Here is a 19279-nt window from a genome sequence, read left to right as displayed (position 1 = left end):
CATCACGATCATTCCCTGCAGCTGTTGGGGGATCGGCGTCGCCCGAATTGTGGGCTCCCATTCCCAACAACACGCTGGCTCTTAAGCTATTTCATCGAGAGGCCGGCCTTTGCATGCTGACCCCGCTGATCGCCCAGATAGGCGCGGACCAACGCGATAGCGACGATGTCGCGTTGCAGAAAATGATACTCATTGGCGTCGTGCTGGCATCGGCCGTTGCGGCGGCACTGTGGGGTCTCGTCTACATCGCCGTTGGAGCACCTAACGCCGGCGCCATCCCCGCCGTGTACAGCGTATTGTCGCTGGGCAATACCGTCCTGTTCAGCATGTACCCCCGCTACCAGATCTATCGGTTCACGCAGTTGATGCTGATTTTGCTGCTCCCGTGGCTGATGGCGATTATTCTGGGTGGCTTCCACAATTCGAGCGCCGTCATCCTTTGGTCCACGCTTTGTCCATTGGGCGCCCTGGTTGTCCATGATCTTCGAGCCGCATCCCGCTGGTTCTGGGCCTTCCTCATCCTGCTTGCAAGCACCGCGTTTCTGCAATCCTTCGGCGATTCCGCCGCCCTGCCTTCTTCGATGATCACTTTCTTCTATGTACTGAATATTGGCTGCGTCCTGAGTCTTGTCTTTGCGATGCTTTACTACTTCGTCGACAAGAAAAACCGGCTCCAGGAACGATCCGAAATGCTGCTGCTGAATATCTTGCCAATTGAGATCTCCAACATATTGAAAGGTGAGTACCGTACTATCGCCGATCAGTACGACGAGGCGAGTATCCTGTTCGCCGATGTGGTGCAGTTTACCCCGCTGGCTCGGTCAATGTCGCCTATGGAACTAGTGGGGCTACTCGACGAGGTCTTCATGTGCTTCGACTTACTGGTCGAGAAATATCAGTTGGAGAAGATCAAGACCATTGGCGACTGCTATATGGTCGTTGCCGGCGTGCCGCGCCCGCGCGCCGACCATGCCCACGCGCTGGCACGCTTGGCGCTCGAGATGCAAGCTTGTGTGGCCGAGCGTGACTTCCGCGGCAGGCGACTGACATTCCGCATCGGCATGAACTCGGGCCCGGTGGTGGCCGGCATCATCGGCCGGAAGAAGTTCATATATGATCTGTGGGGCGATGCTGTGAACATGGCCAGTCGCATGGAATCTTACGGCCAGAGCGAAGCCATTCAGATCACACAGGCAACTTATCAACTGATTAAGGACGACTTCGTCTGCGAAACGCGCGGGACGATAGACGTCAAGGGATCAGGTGAAATGGAGGTCTGGCATATCTTGGGTGAAAGGCCCAACGGCCTGAAATACCTGCCGGGGATGGCAGCTTAATGAAAGAGAACGCTGATTTTCGCCGAAGCGGTTAGCTTTGGCGGTCAGGTCGTTTGACCGAAGCGTGCCACTCGATCTTCTCCATCTATGGGAAGATCTTGTTCGCCGACACTGACATCGGTCAACGCAGCGCGCGTCTCCCCACGATACAAGTTCTAAATCGCAATTGATTTGATACTCGCGACGACGGGAACCGGAGAGTAGAATGACAAAGTTCGCGCTATACGTTCCGCTTGTGGCCAAGCCCGGCAAGGAGAAAGAGGTCGAGGACTTTCTGCGGTCGGCGGTTCCACTGGTGAACGACGAACCCGGAACGATCTCGTGGTATGCGATTCAGGAGGGACCTTCCTCTTTCGCAATCTTCGATACTTTCAACGATGAGGCTGGACGCGACGCGCATCTCAACGGAAAGGTTGCCGCCGCATTGATGGAGAAGATCAAGGCAGGCGACATGTTCGACAAGACACCGGAGATTCATAAATTGAGTATCATTGCGAACAAATCAGCGAAGTAAGGTCTGGCGGTCTTTTGGGTCGCGACTGCCGTCCGCCGGCAGCGACATCCTTGGGCGCCGATTCCCGCGATGTTACTGAGGGGCCGCGAGCCGATTGGACCTTGACGCGTCGGCCGCAAGCGGAGTCCTGAATCGCGCCAGGTATGGCGCTGTACGGCTTATGGGCGATCCAGCGACCTCGGCAGGGGTGCCGACCGCCACCACCCGACCGCCTTCGTCCCCTGCACCGGGGCCGATATCCATGACCCAGTCGCTACCGGCGGCAACGCGCATGTCATGCTCGACCACGATGACGGTGTTGCCGGCTTCAACCAGCCCGTCGAGTTGTGCGATGAGCTTCTCGACGTCCGCCGGATGTAGTCCCGTGGTGGGCTCGTCAAGGACGTAGAGCGTTCGGTCACGTTGCGTCCGTTGCAGCTCGGCGGCGAGCTTGATACGCTGGGCTTCGCCGCCGGAAAGCTCCGTCGCCGGCTGGCCAAGTCGCAGATAGCCGAGGCCAACCTGCCGCAGCACATCGAGGGACCGGCGCACCGGCACCTCCTCGGCAAAGAATGCGAAAGCGGCGTCGACCGTCATTCCCAGTACGGCGGCGATGTCTTTGCCACGGTATTTGATTTCAAGGGTTTTCGCGTTGTAGCGAGCGCCATGACAGCTTGGGCACGGTGCATACACACTGGGCAGGAACAGCAATTCGACGCAAACAAAGCCTTCGCCCTCGCAGGTCTCGCAACGCCCTTTGGCAACATTGAAGGAAAAGCGGCCAGCGTCGTAGTGACGGGCGCGCGCGGACTTGGTGGCCGCGAATATCCTGCGAACGTGATCGAACAGCCCTGTGTAGGTCGCGAGGTTGGACCGTGGAGTGCGTCCGATCGCCTTTTGATCGACAACCACCAATCGCTTGATTCCCTCCATTCCACTCGCGATCCGGCCGCCGAGTGTGGTCACGACGGTTCGCTCGAGTTCGTCGCCTTCATCGTCGATCGACGGCACGGGATGGCCTAGCCTTTTTGCAATCAATTCCACCAGGACTTGGCTCACCAGGCTCGACTTGCCCGAGCCGGAAACGCCAGTCACGGTGGTGAATACTCCCAGCGGAAAATCGACATTGAGGTCATGGAGGTTGTTGCGACTGACGCCGCGCAGCCGCAACCAGCCCTTGGGCGAGCGCGGCATTCGGTTTGGCACAATGTGGTCGCCGAACAGGTAACGGCGGGTTTGCGACTCCTCTACCTGCTTGAACCCTTGTAGAGGACCGCTGTAGAGCACTTTGCCGCCGAGTTCGCCGGCGCCAGGCCCGACATCGACAACCCAATCCGCATTTCGGATCACATCGATCTCGTGTTCGACCACGAAAAGCGAGTTGCCGGAGGCCTTCAATTGGTCGAGCGCCGTCAGCAGCGCCTCGGTGTCCGCGGGATGAAGTCCGGCGGAGGGTTCGTCGAGCACATAGACGACGCCGAACAGATTGGAACGCACTTGGGTTGCCAGTCGCAGGCGCTGCAGTTCACCCGGAGAGAGTGTCGGGGTACTCCGCTCCAGCGAAAGATAGCCTAGTCCGAGGTCAAGCAGAACCGCGAGGCGGCCACCGAAGTCATCGGCGATTCGCTGCACCACCAACGCTTTCTCCGGATGCTGCCCCTTAAGCTTGGTCAGGGTGGGAGCAGTGGCCTCCGCATAGGGACGCAAGAGGTCAGCGAGCCTGGCCAGCGGAATCCTGGAGATATCGGCAATATCGAAGCCGGCAAACTTGACCGACAGCGCTTCGCGGCGAAGCCGCTTGCCGTGACAGAGCGGGCATTCGGTACTTACCATGTAGCGCGATACCCGTTTCTTGATCGACGCGCTTTCAGTGGTAGCAAAGGTGTTCAGCACATATCGCCTGGCGCTGGAGAAATTGCCGCGGTAACTGGGCTCCTCCTTGCGTCTGATCGCCCTTCGTGCCTCGTTCGCGTCATACCCGATGTAAACCGGGACCACTGGTTGCTCATCGGTATACAGGATCCAGTCGCGGGCCTTTTTCGGTAATTCGCGCCACGGACGATCGACATCGTAGCCGAGCGAAATCAGCATGTCGCGCAGGTTGCCGCCATGCCAGGCGGGCGGCCAGGCTGCAATCGCCCGCTCGCGAATGCTTTTGGAATCATCCGGCACCATCGAGCGTTCGGTCACCTCGTAGACCCGACCGAGCCCATGGCATCGGGGGCAGGCCCCCGCCGGCGTATTGGTCGAAAAAGCCTCAGCATCGAGATGCGCCTGTTGCCGTGGATAGTCGCCGGCGCGCGAGTACAGCATTCGAAGCAGGTTGGACAGTGTCGTGACGCTTCCGACGGAAGAGCGCGTGGTGGGCGACCCGCGCTGCTGCTGCAAGGCCACGGCCGGCGGAAGGCCGTCGATTTCGTCAACCTCGGGAACCGCCATCTGATGAAACAGACGACGCGCATAAGGCGAGACGGATTCGAGATACCGCCGCTGCGCCTCTGCGTAGAGCGTTCCAAAGGCGAGTGACGATTTGCCCGAGCCGGACACGCCGGTAAACACCACCAGGGCATCGCGGGGAATGGCGAGATCGATATTCTTCAAATTATGCTCGCGTGCTCCGCGCACGCGGACGAAGCCGCGCAGATCATCTCCCGCGGTGTTTAGAGAAGGAGGTTTGCTGATTTCTAACATTTACACGAGCCAACCGGAGCGAAAAGCTTGACGGCCGAGTGGAGTTCCGTCCCGAACAGGACCCACTCGACCAGATGTTCGGGCTCCATTGACGAGCCATTCGGCCGCATTGCGACGAACATATCGGCAGTGCGGGTTTCGCGTGTTGCGATCTCGCCCATCGTATCGCCGAGCGCCTCCAACCACCGCAACTCCGTCGTGCCGCCAGGAACGCAAAGGAGGATTGATCGGAAGAGCCCTCTTGTCATTGACGATAGTCAAGAAGCGACGCAGCTCTGAGACAAGCATGGTCTCAAGGCGCCGGCGGGCTATGCCCGATAGGCTTGGCTTGGTCCGGTTCGCGACTGCACCTCGCGGATAAACTCCTGCGGGCTCGTGAAGAACGAGTTCTCGATCAAGACGCCACCGATGATAGCCATAGGATGCGTTCGCAAAATATCGACGGCATGCGGTGCCGTCAGCATATTGACATCGTAGGTGCAAATCACCGGGTCGTCGTAGTTCGGCAGCACGCTATTGAGTCGCATCTCATATTCGGCCCAATCGACGCCGCTCTTCCAGTCGTCCACAGCCGTTTCGGCGTGCGCGATCATCCGCGTCAGCGGGAAACCGAGCCCGGCCCCGGCCTTCAAGGCCTCCTGGATCAAGACGAGCATGGCGTCCTTGTCGAAGCGTCCGGTCTTGAGATAGGTGTCCTCCGGCAGCGCGACTTCGAGCTGACGGCTTTTCATCGTCTTCTCCACGTCGACGCCGGCGTTGCGCAACGAATTCAGGTGATTCTCTCTGTGCTGAGAAGGAAGGACATGAAACGCGCGCTGGCCGCAGTTGATGCCGTCGCAAATGAACGGCAGCAACGTGTCGTATTCCTCCACGGCCGAACTGAAGAACGCGCAAACATGCCGGTGCTCCCGCAGCATGGATCGTCCAAAAGGAATGGGCTCGGCAGTTGAATTCATGTCAGCCTCCCGGTTGAGAGTCCTCTGGGACCTGCTTGCCATGAAATTGCTGGCCCGGCGCCAGGCCCTCTCGTTGCTCCAGGCTGTCCGCGACCTGGACGGCCAACCGATCCAGCGGAGCATGATCGAACTCGCTCTCTATCTGCGGTTCGCGGAAGTGCGTTGTGAACACGCCCCATAGGCGGCCATTGCTGCTGATGAGCGGTGTCGATTGTGCGGCGGCAATGCCGTCGGCACGCAGTACATCGAGCTCGCGCGTGCCGACAAACAGGTAGCTCGTTGCGACGTCCTCGACAAACACACGCATGCGCCGCATGAGCGCGGCAGCGCATGTCGTGTTAGTGTCGCGGCGCACAACGTCGAAAAAAGTCAGGACTTCGCTCGAGAATCCGCGGCTGGCAACGATTCTCAGGCAGTCGGCTGCTTCGTCGAAACGCTGCACCGTGCCCATGTCGGCGCCCGTTATGCCGATCGCGATATCCAGGACCCGCAGCAGGTCCGCGCCGACATCCTTGGAATTTCTCAGCTGCTGCAGGACGGCGTCGATTTGTTGCCCAGTTGCAGCGTCAAGCGGCTCCTTGAGGTTTGCCATCGCCTTTACTTCCGCGCGCCGTGCCGCGGCAACATTTTCGCGCGGCCAAACGAGATGCGGAAATGTAAGGGGAGATAGCGCTCAAGCAGATTAAGTAATTTTACGTAATCACTTTTGCTATGCCAGCCAGCGAAATCCGACGATGATCAAAGCGCTTTTTGCGACATCTTGCGGGTCGCTTCAGCACATGACCGTCCCATCCCGGTTGAGGTTTTCTATGAGATTTGCCTGTCGGTTAGGAACCAAGGCTCGCTATTCCGGATCAGCAGAGCTAATATTTCCTATCACTGGGAGACTAGATGGCTTCAGTGGCTGAGGGACACTCCTGCGCTCCCGCCGAACCTGCATAGGGAGCCTCGTCATGTCTCAGTGCGCCAATCGCATTCTCAACGCGCTCCCGCGGGATGTCATTGCGGGCATTGAGCCGCACCACCAGCCCGAAAAGCTGTCCTTTACAGAGGTGGCCGCCGAAACCGATCAGCCGATTGCAGAAGTGTCCTTCCACTTCAGCGGTGCGGCTCTGGACTGGATCGGACGAAATGCCTTGGGTCGATAAGCTCACCGACCCGCAAGAGCTGAGGCGCTGCATACGCGATCTCGTCGCGCTTTCAACACTGCCGGCAATCTGGAAAGACTACAATTCGCGACAGATCGCCGACAGCGCGGCGGCCGCTTTGCTTTCGATGCTCCATGCCGACGTCATTTACGTGACCGTGCCTGGGCTGCGCGACGAGGCTGCGGCCGACGTGATGCGAACGAGCCAAGCGGTATCCATCGGGTCGTCTGGTCACATTGAACGCATCCTCCGCGGCGCGTCGCGCGGAAGGCACGAACAGATATTCGCGATCGACAACCCGCTCGGGGAGGGAACGTTACGGATCTTGGCGACGCCAATGGGCTTTGGGGGAGACGCCGGGATCGTCGCGGGTTCCGTCAATCCGCAATTTCCGGGCGAGACGGACCGGCTTCTTCTCGGAATTGCGGCGAACCACGCAACGCTCGCTATCCAACGCTGGCACGCCGAGGCCGAGCTACGGCGTCTGGCGGCCGTGATCGAGCGGTCGTCCGAGTTCATTGGTTTTGCCGATCTAGACGGCACGCCGCAATATCTCAATAAGGCGGCCTACGAACTCCTCGGGCTTTCAGACCTTGAGGAAGTGCAGCGGCTCAGCATCTTCGATTTCATCGCTCCCCATGAGCGGACTCGGGCGCTTCACGAGGCGCTTCCAATGGTGATGGGAACCGGGCGCTGGCTCGGCGAACTCCACCTCCGCCACTTTAGAACCGGGGAGATCATTCCATTCCTGGTGGATTGGTTCCGCATCGACGACAAGCGCACAGGCCATCCTACAAACATGGCGAGTGTCAGCCGCGATTTGAGGCCTCAGAAAAAGCTAGAGAGTGATCTTCGAAGCCTCAACGAGTCGTTGGAGCAGCGGGTGAAGGAACGGACATCGGAGTTGGCGGAGGCGCTTGAGCGACTGACGATTGAAGCTGAGGAGCGCGCGCGCGCAGATATCCGCGCGCAGAAGCTACAAGAGGAGCTCCACCATGCGTCGAGGCTGAGCGCAGCGGGTCAGATGGCCGGTGCGTTGGCACATGAATTGAACCAGCCGCTGACCGCGCTGACCAATTTAGTCAATGCTGGGCGCCGGATGATGGCAAATGGCGCGCCCTACAGGGTCGAAACTGTACGCGATGTCCTTGGCGAAGCCGCCGAGCAGGGCCTCCGCGCCGGCGAGATCATTCGACGGCTGCGAGAGTTCGTTACGCGCGGCGAGACGGAAATGCGCATCGAAAACTTGCCGGAACTGATCCGCGAAGCCAGTAATCTTGCCTCAGCGGGAACCGGCCCGCACGGTGTGCAGGTCCGGCTGAACTTCGATCCGCGCGCCGAGGCGGTGTTTGCAAGCCGAATCCAGCTGCAGCAGGTCATTCTTAATCTGATACGGAATGCGCACGAGGCGATGGCGCAAAGCGAATGGCGCGAGTTGGAAGTGGTCACAGCGCGTCTCGATGACAAGTCGATTGAGATCGCTGTAGCAGATCGTGGCTCGGGCCTGCCGGACGATATTGTCGAACACCTCTTCGAGCCATTCCACACCACGAAAGTCGATGGCATGGGACTGGGACTCTCGATCTGCCGCTCGATCGTCGAGGCCCATCGCGGAAAGCTGGCGTACGAGCCCAATTGCGGCGGCGGAGCGATCTTTCGTGTGACGCTGCCCGTCCCTCTGGAACAATGAGTCCATCGATGGCCCCCGAGCGGTTCATTTACGTTGTTGATGACGACCCGGCGATCCGCCGATCTTTAGAGCGGCTGCTGGATGCAGTCGGCTTCCAGGTGGCGTCGTATGAAACGCCAAAAGCGTTCCTCGACGTGGCGGGCAGCTTACTCGGGGGCTGCGTCCTGCTGGATCTTCGTATGCCGGAGATGGACGGCTTCGAGGTTCAGGCTCGCCTTCAACTGATAAACCCGGGCTTGCCGGTCATCGTGGTAACGGCTCAAGGCGACGTGCAGACCGCGGTCCGGGCGATGAAGGCGGGAGCTGTGGACTTCATTGAAAAGCCCTACAGCGACGACGCACTGATAACGGCGATTGAGTCCGCGCTGAAGAACAGCGCGACGAAGGGCCGGGTCGATGAAATTGCTGCTGCGGCGGCGTTGATCAATACGCTCAGTCCACGCGAGCGGCAAGTGCTCGAGGCGCTCGTGGCTGGCCAGCCAAACAAGGTCATTGCCTTCGGTCTTGGTATCAGTGTGCGCACGGTCGAGGTTCACCGCTCACGTATGATGGACCGGTTGGGCGTACATCAGTTCGCGGAGGCTGTCCGGCTTTTGGTCCTCGCGAGCTTTGCAGAGCGGGCGTGAGCGGAGATCCCAAGGCAAGGATCGCCATCAAGTCCGCGCGACGTGGCCTCGCCGGTGGATGTGCGCTGCAGGCGCCGATTGATCAGCCATCAAGAGCCGCTTTCCGAAAGCTTGGCACCCGTGGCACCTCGATCCTTGCGATCACCAATCGCTTTGCCAGCTTCAGCCGCAACCCGCCTCGAAAGAATCGGAATTGAGTGCGGTATCGTTCGCATCGGACCGTGGGCGATCAAGGCTTCATAGGTAGCCTGCGGCGGCCGAGTCTCCGCTATCGATAGTGTGTCCGGCGCTTCCACGGGCTCCGGCCGGCGCTTATGAAGACAAGAATCGCAAGACTGTGCGTGCTGCAGAGCGCTCGCAAGTCTATTTTTTTCGAACGCCTCCCGTCCATTATCTGGTCGGTATTCCTGTCGGTATCTGAGGCAATCGACGGCTAAAAGTATCGCAGATTCAATTTGTTATGGGACTAGTTGATTATCGGCCAGGGGCACCACGTTAAAAACATCAGCAATAACAATAACTTGCAGCGCCGGTTCGATTCCTGATTCCTTTGGGAAAGTTTCCGCGGGTATTGAAAACGCACCCAAAATTTAATGGCAGTAGATCGGCAGCCATCCCTTATGTTGCTATGTTTGTTGGTACCTGGAGAACAAGCGTTCGCTGCGAATTCCGCTATTCCGAACGAGGGAATTGGGTAGATGACCGCCAGCGTTCTCTGTTCGGCGACGCGGGCCATGCATCGGCACCTGACACCTTGTCGGGGCTTTACGACGGGGGCCCGCTACTTCGCGATACCCACTATCTTAGCGGTCCTGTTTTCCTATCGGCGCGCAACGTAACCATCCTGGCAGCGCGCTTGCAGTCCGCAACAGCCACCTTTTATGCGCGATGGATCCGAAACGAGAGGCGCTGCCACGAGCACCACCGGCTCCCGTCGGGCTGTTGGCTTGTCAAAGTTGTATGTCAAGGGCCGCCGTGCCTGCCAACTGGGTGGTCTTCGCGTTCACCGGAGCGTCGAAGTAGGCCGCCAACTGCAAGAACGAAGAGAACATCTGCCGGTCCTCGATTTTATCCTCTATTGAAGGTACAGAACCGGGACCCGACAATTGCGCCTGAATGCCGTTGCTTCCGAGATCGAACCGAAATGCAGACAGGGTCCGCCCGTCTCCAAGTCTCGTCGATATCTCTGACAGGATGTTGAGATTGCCGAGCAAAGCGCTGCCGGTCGGCGAACTTGTGGAAGGAGTGGGGCCTGAATTGCCGGCTTCACCTGATGCCGGCACGGCGTTGCGCGGACTTGGTGGATAGACCTGTAAACCGCTCGTGACCATCATGACCGCAGCTTTCTCGACACGCTCTTTCACCCACCACAGGTTGCAAGACTGATGCCAGGAGAGAGTCCCGGCAAATGACTGATTTCATTGGATGCGGCCCAAGCCGCCTCCGAGAGATTAGATGTCATAGGCATCTTTTGCCGGCAGGTTTGACCAGGCCGTCCTACCAACCTGGCCTGACGGAGCGCATCGCCGCCCGACAATGACCAGTGGAACGTCGCGCCTCTCCGCGGCCGCGTGACAAGTCCGGCAGTTCGATAGCAGAACCAGGACAGCGCCCTTTTGGCAAACAGTCCGAGTGTGTCTCCAATTTCGGGAGGTGTCCGCCGGCCGCCGGCGGAGCAAGCGTGCGATTGCATTCGCGACCTAGCACTGGTTCCCGGCGCCACTTATCTTGACCGCCTCGTGATTGGTGATGACCTCGCGAACAACCAGTGCATGGAGCTTCTGGGCAAAGTCCGGATCGAGACCGCTCTGTGAGGCAAGGCTACGCAGCCGTCTCAACTGCGCCACTTCGCGTTTGGGATCCCGAGATGCCAATCCTACTCTGGCCTTGAGTTCTCCGATCGCATGAGTACAACGAAATCGCTCGGCCAGCAGATGCACCATTGCAGCATCCAAGTTGTCAATGCTCTGGCGCAGCCTTGCCAAGTCGCCCTCAAAACTCTGGTGATCATCCGTCATTGCGACCTTCCTTCATTCATTCAGATCCGCCAACTTTCTGCGGATGGTCGTTCGATTGGACATCGGAAGGTCGCGGACGAACTGTATGGCGCGCGGGACCTTATTGACAGCGAGCTACAGAGCGCAATTGTGCCATCGGCATCTTCGGCGGCACCGGGCTTCAGCCCCACGTAAGCCTTGGCAATCTCACCTTGTAGCGAATCCGTTGCCGTCATCGATGAGCCTCCACAGACAACATCGCGGCAGACAACCCACCCTTCTGCAGAATGAACCCCGCGATCTCGTCGACACCTTGGCCACTCTTCAGATTGGAAAAGATGAACGGTCGCGCGCCTCGCATGCGTCGCGCATCCGATTCCATGATATCCAGATTCGCGCCCACCAGGGGAGCCAGATCGATCTTGTTGATCACCAGCAGATCAGATCGCATGATCCCCGGCCCTCCCTTGCGCGGAATCTTTTCTCCTGCGGCGACGTCGATCACGTAGACGGTCAGGTCTGCAAGCTCCGGGCTGAAGGTCGCGGCGAGATTGTCACCACCCGACTCGACGAAGCAAAGCTCCGCATCCGGAAACTTCAGGTTCATGTCATGGATCGCCGCCAGGTTCATCGAGGCGTCCTCCCGTATGGCCGTATGCGGACAGCCACCCGTTTCCACTCCCATGATGCGCTCTGCTGCCAATGCTTGCGCGCGGGTCAGAATGAGCTGGTCCTCCTTGGTGTAGATATCGTTAGTGATGACGTAGATCTCGTAGAAATCCCGCAGGTGCTTGCAAAGCGCCTCGACCAGCGCTGTCTTTCCAGAACCGACAGGACCGCCGATTCCGACACGCAGCGGCCCGTTGGTTCCGGGAATGCCAGGTGTGCGGAGAGACCTGATCTCGCGTTCAATCGTTTTCATGACCGAAACAACCTCGTATACTGGAGTTCGTGCGCGATAGACGCGAGCTCAACCATCACACCAGCCGAACCGAGATCGTCGACCGTCTCACGGCTCGCGATTTCACTGCGCGACAGGATCGCCCGCTCGAGCGCCGCGATGGCAAGCTGACCATCGGTCTGACCGAGAGGCACCAATCGCACGCCCGCGCTCACCAGATTGGCGACATAGCTGTGCAGGAACGCCGGCAGCGCGATTTCGACGGCAATCGGCTCGCGCGCCGCTCGCGCTCCGAGCAGGACAGCCAACACGGGCGGGCAGTTCGGGTCGGCGAACATGTCCAGAATTCGATCCGGCCAGACACTGCGAAGGGTCGTAAGGCACGCAGACGATTGTTGCGCGGATTCGAGTACGAATTCGGAGGTGCCGCGTGAAGCGGCTGCGAGTTCGGCTAGACCCGGGAGCTGGCCCTCGGCGCCTTCGGCCACGCATCGGTAGGCTTCGCTGAAGAAGATTGCTTCGTTTCGGCCGGAGCCATAGCAAAGATCGGCCTCGAGCCAATTGATCAGGCTGCGTCGATCGGAGACGTAGCCGGCCTCAACGGCCCACTCTAGTCCGTGCGAGTAGCTGTAAGCCCCGTTCGGAAACGACGGCGAGAGCCAGCTCTGCAGCCTCAGGAACGCCAACGCCGTATGTCCATAACTCTGGTCTGTCATCGCACCACCATGCCGGCAACGCGTCAGTACATGAAATAGCGCTGCGCCATTGGGACCACATTCACCGGCGGACAAGTGAGAAGCCGTCCGTCCGCCCGCACCTCGTAGGTTTCGGGATCAACCTCCATGTGAGGCAGCGCGTCGTTGAGGATCATGGAATGCTTGCCGATCGATCGCGTGTTCGAGACCGGCAGGAGTTGCTTGGCCAGGCCCAGCTGCCTCGTCGTTTCGAGCGAGGCCTGACTGACGAAGGTCACAGAATTTCTGCCGGGAGAACGGCCGAAGGCACCGAACATCGGCCGGTAATATTCCGGCTGGGGCGTCGGTATCGATGCATTGGGGTCGCCCATGATCGCGGCGACGATCATGCCGGATTTCAAGACCATGTCGGGCTTGATCCCGAAGAATGCCGGATCCCAGACGACGATGTCCGCGAGCTTTCCAACCTCGACCGAACCGACGTGGCGTGACATGCCCTGCACGATGGCCGGATTGATTGTGTATTTCGCGACGTAGCGCCGAGCCCTGAAATTGTCGTTCTGCCCGGTCTCCTCCGGCAACCGCCCGAACTGCTTCTTCATCTTGTCGGCGGTCTGCCACGTCCGCGTGATCACCTCGCCGACGCGCCCCATCGCCTGGCTATCCGACGACACGATCGAGAACGCGCCGAGATCGTGCAGGATGTCCTCTGCGGCGATCGTCTCCTTTCGTATGCGGCTCTCCGCGAAGGCGACATCCTCAGGAATGCGACGGTCCAGATGGTGGGTCACCATCAGCATGTCGAGTGCTTCGTCGAGCGTGTTCGCGGTGTAGGGGCGCGTGGGATTTGTCGAGGCTGGAATGACGTTCCTCTCGCCGCAGACCTTGATGATATCCGGCGCATGCCCGCCGCCGGCCCCTTCCGTATGGGCCGCGTGGATCGTCCTGCCCTTGAACGCGGCGATCGTGCTCTCGACGAACCCGCCTTCGTTCAGGGAATCGGTGTGGATCATGACCTGCACGTCCATGTCGTCGGCGACAGAGAGACAGCAGTCGATCGATGCGGGCGTTGCGCCCCAGTCTTCGTGCAGCTTCAGGCCACACGCGCCGGCTTCGATCTGCTCGACCAGGCCGGCGGGTACGCTCGCATTGCCCTTGCCGAAGATGCCGAAGTTCATCGGAAACCCATCCAGCGCCTCGAGCATCCGATGGATGTGCCATGGCCCCGGCGTAGAGGTCGTCGCCGTCGTCCCTGCGGCCGGTCCGGTGCCGCCACCCATCATGGTCGTGACGCCCGAGAAAAGCGCCTCGTCGATCTGCTGGGGGCAGATGAAATGAATGTGCGTATCCATTCCGCCGGCGGTGATGATCTTGCCCTCGCCCGCGATGATTTCCGTCCCCGGCCCAATGATGATCGAGATACCCGGCTGAATGTCGGGGTTGCCCGCCTTGCCGATGGCGGCAATGAGCCCGTCCCTGATCGCGATGTCGGCCTTGACGATCCCCCAGTGATCGAGGATCAGCGCGTTGGTAATGACCGTATCGACCGCGCCCTGCGCGCGCGTGAGCTGCGATTGTCCCATGCCGTCGCGAATGACCTTGCCGCCGCCGAACTTGACCTCCTCGCCATAGATCGTGAGGTCCCTCTCGGGCTCAATGAACAGATCGGTGTCCGCCAGACGCACCCGATCGCCGACTGTGGGGCCGAACATCTGCGCATAGGCTCTGCGGCTCATCGTATGGGGCATGTCGTCCTCGCCTTATTCGTCGGAGCGTGGCGCATCCGCCCCTGCTTCCAGAGGCCCCATCACGCTGCCACTGAACCCGTAGATGCGCCGCGCTCCGCCGAAGGGGATCAATGAGACCTCGCGCGACTGTCCCGGCTCGAACCGCACGGCGGTCCCGGCCGGAATATCGAGGCGGCATCCACGAGCAGCGGATCGATCGAACGCGAGTGCCGCGTTCACCTCGGCGAAATGATAATGACTGCCCACCTGCACCGGCCGATCGCCGGTGTTGGCCACGGCAATCGATAGGCCCGTCCTGTCTCCGTTCAGGACGATGTCGCCGTCAGCCGCAATGACCTCCCCGGGAATCATGCCACGCCTCCGAGCAACAGCAGCCCGACAAGACCGGCACAAACACCCGCCGCGCGAAGCAGGCCTCTCCTGACCGCACTTCTTCCCCAATGGCCGGCGAGCATGCCAATGAGGAGAAGAACGGCGGTCGCCGTTGTGAAGCCGATCACATAGGGAACAAGCATCGAGGCGGCGTCGGTTCCGTGTGCGTGACCATGGAAGAACGCGAACAGGCCGACGGCCGCAGCGCCGAGCATGACGGGCATCCTGAATTCGAACGCGACGAACGCTCCCAGCGCCACCACCGAGAGGCTGATCGCCGCCTCCACAAAGTCCATCTGAAAACCTGCGCTTGCCGCGGCGAAACCGCCCAGCATCGCGATCAGAAAGGTCAGCGGCCACACGGCTCTCGCCGAGCCCCCCTCGAGCGCGCTCCACGTTCCCACCAACGTGATCGCAATCAGATGATCCGCGCCGCTGAACGGATGGACGAGACCGGCGTCGAACGAGCTGCCCGCGCCCGGAATGGGATGCGCGAAGGCCGGCGATGCAAGCAGGCTCAACGCGGCGACGCAAATCGGGATGATACGCATCATCAGCTCCTATCGGATCGGGTTGTGCACCGGGACAAGCTTTGTCCCGTCCGGAAACGTCGCCTCCACCTGGATCTCGCGGATCATTTCGGGGATGCCCTCCATGACCTGGTCGCGGCGTAGCAGCCGGCCGCCCTCGGACATCAGGTCCGCGACCGATCGTCCGTCGCGAGCACCTTCCGTGATGGCATCCGAGATCAATGCGATGCTTTCGGGATAATTCAGCTTCACGCCGCGCGCGAGCCGGCCACGCGCAACGATCGCAGCGAGGGCGATCATCAGCTTGTCTCGTTCCCGTGGCGTCAAATTCAAGGAGCTTCTCCCACTCGGCCGCGCTAACAGGACCACATCTTCGGCACCCCGAAGGGCCCGGATCCGAATTCATGGTTGAGTTGATCGAGGAAGCGGCGCAGACCTCGCCTGAGGTCCACGCTGGCAATCGCGGCGACCCGGATCACGATGATCGCGCCCACGATCGTGACGCCGCACGCGCATTCCAGGGAAGCACCGATCTCGCGCAATCTCTCGAGCCGGGCCTCAAGGCCCGGACCGAAATAGATCATCGTCGCGATCGCCTTCCAGTTCGAGAGCAGCGCCGTCTTCCGAAGCTGAAGGAGCGCCTGGTCTGACGCGAGGAAGCCATCGGCCCATACCAGACGGCCGTCGACCCTGACGCGCCAACTGTCCAGGATATGTCCGGCAAGAACCTCCTCGCCGCTCTCGATGCGGCCGAGAACCAGCCACTCGAGGGCAATCAATTCGGTACCCGATCTCACATCGATCTCGGTCTGTCGCGCGATGCGCGCCTGGTTGAAGACGATCGTCTCTTGTGGAAGCCACGCAAGCCGGGCACGTCCCTCAGCCCTCAACCGCGTCCGGATTCGGGCAGGCCGATCCAGCGCCCGATAGACCTTCTCCGCGGCCTGCGTGGTCACCGCGACCGACGCATTGCCTTGAGCGGTCACCTCGATCCTGATCTCGTCGCCGCCCGCGACGCCGCCCGACGTATTGATGAGGACCGCCTCCTTGCGCCGACGATCGTCGACATTCGGGAAGGCAACGGCCATCGGAAATTTCTGATAGACGTCGATGGTCTCCGTACCGTTTGCGGCGCCGGAGAACACCACGCGCGCTTCCCCGACAGCGCGCTGCAGATCGAATTTTTCCGCGGCGCGCTGCCCGTCTCCCGGATGGCCAGGATGACCCGCGGATGGATCGCGAGAGCGCTCGTGAATTACTTCAAACATCCGTCTCGGGGCTCATGATTGACCGTGTATGTCTCGCATGTCGGCGAGGGAGAGGCCGGACGCGGAGCGGCAATGCCGACCACGCCCGACCTCTTGTCCGCGAAACCGGGATCAGAACCCCGCAAGCCCCTGAGGGCTGTTGTACGGGATCTTGACGCTGCCGATCTCCTTCAACGAGCCATCCGGCTGGGTGCTGTAGCTGACCAGCTTCGAGGCGTTGCCGTAGATCTGATAGAGATAGGTGCCGTCCGGCGTGATCCAGCTATCGCTGGGACCGCTCGTCACGGTTCCGGTTCAATCCCCTCGCGGTGCCGTCGCCGGGAACCTTCGGACATGCCGGATCACAGACAACTTCGAGGCCGCTCCCGTTGATGCGGTAGCTGCTGATGTTGCCATAGCCGAAATTCGTTGCGTAGATCGTACGATCATCCGGAGCAATGGCCAGCCAGCACAGCTCGGTGGGCACCCCCGCGCTGGTGTCGATCTTGACGAGCGGGCCAATCTTGAGCGAGCCGTTCTTCTCGATGGTGCAAATGGAGCAGCCGTCGCCGACGGCATAGCCGATCACGAACATATTCGGACGCTGGTGCAGGAAGGCGATGTAGAATGGAGAGCCGGCCTTCGCATCGTAGAACGTGGCCGTGCCGAGCGAGCCGTCCTTTTGCAGGGCGAACGCCGCGAGGCCGTCCGGATCCGGTGCATTCGAAGCGATCGAATGAAACGCGCCGCCGGCCCGCTGGACCCAGAGAATAGGCGAGCCGTCCGGATACAGGCCCGTCAGCGCGATCGGCTCGTCGAAAGTGGTGCCGACGAGGACCAACTCTTCGTTCGGCGAGACGACGACCATGGTGGAGACACGATTTCGCTTGCTCGAGGTGTTGACCGTGTATCGTTCCGGCCGCGGCTTCAGCATGCCTTCGACATCGACCGACATCAGCCGGAGGTGATCCGGCCCGAACGAGTGCAGTACAAACAGCGTCCGTGTCGACGGAGCGAAGGCAAGCGATTTGGCCGTGCCGCTCCTTCCCTCGACGGCGTTCCCGGTCGACTTCACGTCGAGCAGCGTCAAGCCGCCGTCACTCCCAAGGCGGAAGCTCGAAACCGAGTTGTCTCCACCATTCGTGGCAAACAGAAAACGCCGGTCGGATGTGATGATCACGCTCCCCGCGCCCTCGAAGGAATTGGGCGCGCTGTCCTGGCCGCTGATCGGCTTGAACTCGCCGGAGCCGGCGCCGCCCGTCTTGATCCGCGCGACCTCGATGAGCTTGCCGTCCGGCTGCCGGGTGTAGTGAATAATGGCATTTTCGATTTCATTGGTCTGGATGTAGAGATGGCCAGTCTGCCCTTTCGACATTCCCATCTCGCTCGTCGTCGCCTCTTTAGCCATCTCTCGCTCCTTTGATGATTGGCTTTGTTAAATCGAATGACTTTGCGTGACCCGCACTGGTGCTAATGCCTCAATGGCGGGTAACCATCGACGTAGACCCAGTCAGACGTTCGTGCGGGCACGTGGCACGCCAGGCATTGGGCCTTGTAATTCGTCGTTGTCGTTTTTGACCGATCGCCGGCGTCGAACCAGGACCACCCCCAACCGTCTCCCCACAGCGCGCTGTCCGGATGCCTGTTCCGGGTGTCCTTCACCATGACGAACCAACCCTTCAAGGCGTCCGCGCGACTGACGGTACCGGTCGTCATTTCGGAGGTTGCCGCCCTGAACACCTCCTTGATCAGCACGGCACCATCAGGAAAGCGCTTGTCCTTCCGGTAGGCGTCGATCACGCCTGGCGAGGCGTACACGACGTGGAATTCCTTCGATCCGCCGCCGCCGTCCGCCGCAATCGCCCAGCTTCCGAGGAGCTGATAGCTCGTACGATAATCGTCCGGCACACGCAGATTCCCTTCTCGGTCGGCAACACGCACACCGGCCGTAACACCATCCGCCGCCCTCGCGCGCGGCGCCGACTGCCTGATCGCGGACCCGATCCCGAGGATCACGACGAAGGTGACGCAGGCGACCTTGAGGATCTTCATGCCGATCTCCTGCCGACTACGCGGTCATCGCGCGTCCTTGTTGTCGAGCAGCGGATAGAACTGGGTCCAGACCTCATCCTTCTTGGCGTTCGCGATATGGCAGTAGGCGCATTCGTCCTTGGACTTCACCTTGGCCATCGGCGCCTTCGGTTCGTGGTGATTGAAATTGAAGTATCCCCATCCGTTGGTGTCGGCGAAGCGCTTGGAGTCCTTGACGGTCACGTCGGCGCCGTTCCACTTGCCCGGAAAGTAGCCGCGGCCCGACGCTTCCGTTCGCGAGCCATCGGCATTCTCTTGCGGCAACGTCAGCTGGAGCTCCTTGAACAGGATCGTCCCCTCGGGGAATTCGCCGGTCTTCTTGTAGATCGCGTAGGAGCCCGGCTCGATATAGACGTTGTGGAATTCCGGGAAATTCGCCTGCCCTCCGTTGAGGGCATTCGGCGTCAGCGGCGAGCCGACATAGACCCACTCGTGGAAATTCTTCGGCAGGAGCAATTGCCCGTCCGCGGTGTATTCCGGCAGATAGCGCGCATTGCTCTGAGCATTGCTATCCTTGAGCGATCCGAAGAACAGGATCGTTGCGACCGCACTTCCTGCGATGACTGCTACCGTTGCCTGGACTCTTACGCGCATTGTCTTCTCCCGCGACTGGAGCCGAACGCGCGAGGCGCCGGCACGATTGACCTGTTGGAATGATGAGATAGCCAGTCGCCGAAGATCTTGCGCGCTGGCGATTGCCTCCGCTTTTTCTATCTTGATGCATTCTGTGCCGGCCTCGCGATCGCGTGAGCGCTGT

General features: G+C 60.4%; 21 protein-coding genes. 5 read left to right on the top strand and 16 right to left on the bottom strand.

Features of this window, described 5'->3' with window-relative positions:
• The first annotated feature begins 113 nt into the window (after positions 1-113).
• Positions 114-1337, top strand: a complete 1224-nt coding sequence (locus A7X65_RS34335) for an adenylate/guanylate cyclase domain-containing protein (protein ID WP_145666767.1) — start codon at positions 114-116, stop codon at positions 1335-1337.
• Between the two features lie 205 nt (positions 1338-1542).
• Entirely contained in the window at positions 1543-1851 is a 309-nt protein-coding gene (locus A7X65_RS34330; RefSeq protein WP_063693739.1) for a putative quinol monooxygenase, read from the top strand.
• A gap of 72 nt (positions 1852-1923) precedes the next feature.
• On the opposite strand, the gene uvrA is transcribed toward A7X65_RS34330, so the two are convergent.
• From uvrA to A7X65_RS34310, 3 genes are all read right to left on the bottom strand, one after another.
• Entirely contained in the window at positions 1924-4521 is a 2598-nt protein-coding gene (gene uvrA, locus A7X65_RS34325) for an excinuclease ABC subunit UvrA (protein ID WP_063693737.1), read from the bottom strand.
• A 308-nt stretch (positions 4522-4829) separates the two neighbouring features.
• Positions 4830-5477: an MEDS domain-containing protein gene (locus A7X65_RS34315; RefSeq protein ID WP_063693733.1), complete on the bottom strand. Its 648-nt coding sequence runs from the start codon at positions 5475-5477 to the stop codon at positions 4830-4832.
• A gap of 1 nt (position 5478) precedes the next feature.
• Positions 5479-6069 (bottom strand): GAF domain-containing protein, encoded by a 591-nt coding sequence (locus tag A7X65_RS34310; protein WP_063693730.1) that lies wholly within the window; start codon positions 6067-6069, stop codon positions 5479-5481.
• A 361-nt stretch (positions 6070-6430) separates the two neighbouring features.
• On the opposite strand from A7X65_RS34310, the gene A7X65_RS42920 reads away from it, so the two are divergent.
• Genes A7X65_RS42920 through A7X65_RS34295 form a run of 3 tightly spaced genes read left to right on the top strand, consistent with a single transcriptional unit; the run spans position 6431 to position 8941 of the window.
• A complete protein-coding gene (locus A7X65_RS42920) occupies positions 6431-6625 on the top strand; it encodes a hypothetical protein (protein ID WP_063693728.1) in 195 nt (64 codons plus the stop codon).
• Positions 6609-8315 carry a sensor histidine kinase gene (locus A7X65_RS34300; RefSeq protein WP_063693726.1) on the top strand — a complete coding sequence of 569 codons (1707 nt, stop codon included), beginning with the start codon at positions 6609-6611 and terminating at the stop codon, positions 8313-8315. Before A7X65_RS42920 ends, A7X65_RS34300 begins: the two co-directional genes overlap by 17 nt.
• Positions 8316-8323: 8 nt before the next feature.
• Positions 8324-8941 carry a response regulator transcription factor gene (locus A7X65_RS34295; RefSeq protein ID WP_063693725.1) on the top strand — a complete coding sequence of 206 codons (618 nt, stop codon included), beginning with the start codon at positions 8324-8326 and terminating at the stop codon, positions 8939-8941.
• Between the two features lie 950 nt (positions 8942-9891).
• Here A7X65_RS34295 and A7X65_RS34290 read toward each other — a convergent pair.
• From A7X65_RS34290 to A7X65_RS34235, 13 genes are all read right to left on the bottom strand, one after another.
• Positions 9892-10275, bottom strand: coding sequence for a hypothetical protein (locus A7X65_RS34290; RefSeq protein WP_156528358.1), 384 nt, complete (start codon positions 10273-10275; stop codon positions 9892-9894).
• A gap of 366 nt (positions 10276-10641) precedes the next feature.
• Positions 10642-10959, bottom strand: coding sequence for a chorismate mutase (locus tag A7X65_RS34285; protein WP_063693721.1), 318 nt, complete (start codon positions 10957-10959; stop codon positions 10642-10644).
• A gap of 211 nt (positions 10960-11170) precedes the next feature.
• On the bottom strand, positions 11171-11860 hold the full coding sequence (ureG, locus tag A7X65_RS34280; RefSeq protein WP_063693720.1) for an urease accessory protein UreG: 690 nt from the start codon (positions 11858-11860) through the stop codon (positions 11171-11173).
• Complete coding sequence (locus A7X65_RS34275) at positions 11857-12525, bottom strand: urease accessory protein UreF (RefSeq protein WP_245324026.1); 669 nt, start codon at positions 12523-12525, stop codon at positions 11857-11859. Before A7X65_RS34275 ends, ureG begins: the two co-directional genes overlap by 4 nt.
• A gap of 53 nt (positions 12526-12578) precedes the next feature.
• Positions 12579-14282, bottom strand: coding sequence for an urease subunit alpha (gene ureC / locus A7X65_RS34270; RefSeq protein WP_063693718.1), 1704 nt, complete (start codon positions 14280-14282; stop codon positions 12579-12581).
• 12 nt (positions 14283-14294) lie between these two features.
• Positions 14295-14633 carry an urease subunit beta gene (locus A7X65_RS34265; RefSeq protein WP_063693717.1) on the bottom strand — a complete coding sequence of 113 codons (339 nt, stop codon included), beginning with the start codon at positions 14631-14633 and terminating at the stop codon, positions 14295-14297.
• Positions 14630-15208 carry a HupE/UreJ family protein gene (locus A7X65_RS34260; protein ID WP_063693716.1) on the bottom strand — a complete coding sequence of 193 codons (579 nt, stop codon included), beginning with the start codon at positions 15206-15208 and terminating at the stop codon, positions 14630-14632. Before A7X65_RS34260 ends, A7X65_RS34265 begins: the two co-directional genes overlap by 4 nt.
• Positions 15209-15214: 6 nt before the next feature.
• Entirely contained in the window at positions 15215-15517 is a 303-nt protein-coding gene (locus A7X65_RS34255) for an urease subunit gamma (RefSeq protein ID WP_063693715.1), read from the bottom strand.
• Between the two features lie 23 nt (positions 15518-15540).
• Positions 15541-16452: an urease accessory protein UreD gene (locus A7X65_RS34250; protein WP_488230411.1), complete on the bottom strand. Its 912-nt coding sequence runs from the start codon at positions 16450-16452 to the stop codon at positions 15541-15543.
• A gap of 111 nt (positions 16453-16563) precedes the next feature.
• Positions 16564-16737 (bottom strand): hypothetical protein, encoded by a 174-nt coding sequence (locus A7X65_RS43395; RefSeq protein ID WP_245324024.1) that lies wholly within the window; start codon positions 16735-16737, stop codon positions 16564-16566.
• Positions 16715-17839 (bottom strand): beta-propeller fold lactonase family protein, encoded by a 1125-nt coding sequence (locus A7X65_RS34245; RefSeq protein ID WP_245324023.1) that lies wholly within the window; start codon positions 17837-17839, stop codon positions 16715-16717. Before A7X65_RS34245 ends, A7X65_RS43395 begins: the two co-directional genes overlap by 23 nt.
• Positions 17840-17901: 62 nt before the next feature.
• Positions 17902-18483 (bottom strand): cytochrome P460 family protein, encoded by a 582-nt coding sequence (locus tag A7X65_RS34240; RefSeq protein WP_063693711.1) that lies wholly within the window; start codon positions 18481-18483, stop codon positions 17902-17904.
• Positions 18484-18507: 24 nt separating this feature from the next.
• Entirely contained in the window at positions 18508-19116 is a 609-nt protein-coding gene (locus tag A7X65_RS34235; RefSeq protein ID WP_063693709.1) for a cytochrome P460 family protein, read from the bottom strand.
• Between the last annotated feature and the right edge of the window lie 163 nt (positions 19117-19279).

Origin of the sequence: Bradyrhizobium stylosanthis (assembly GCF_001641335.1) — a bacterium.
Lineage (GTDB): Bacteria > Pseudomonadota > Alphaproteobacteria > Rhizobiales > Xanthobacteraceae > Bradyrhizobium > Bradyrhizobium stylosanthis.
Note: the sequence above shows the minus strand (reverse complement) of the source record. Positions and strands in the feature narration are given on the sequence as shown.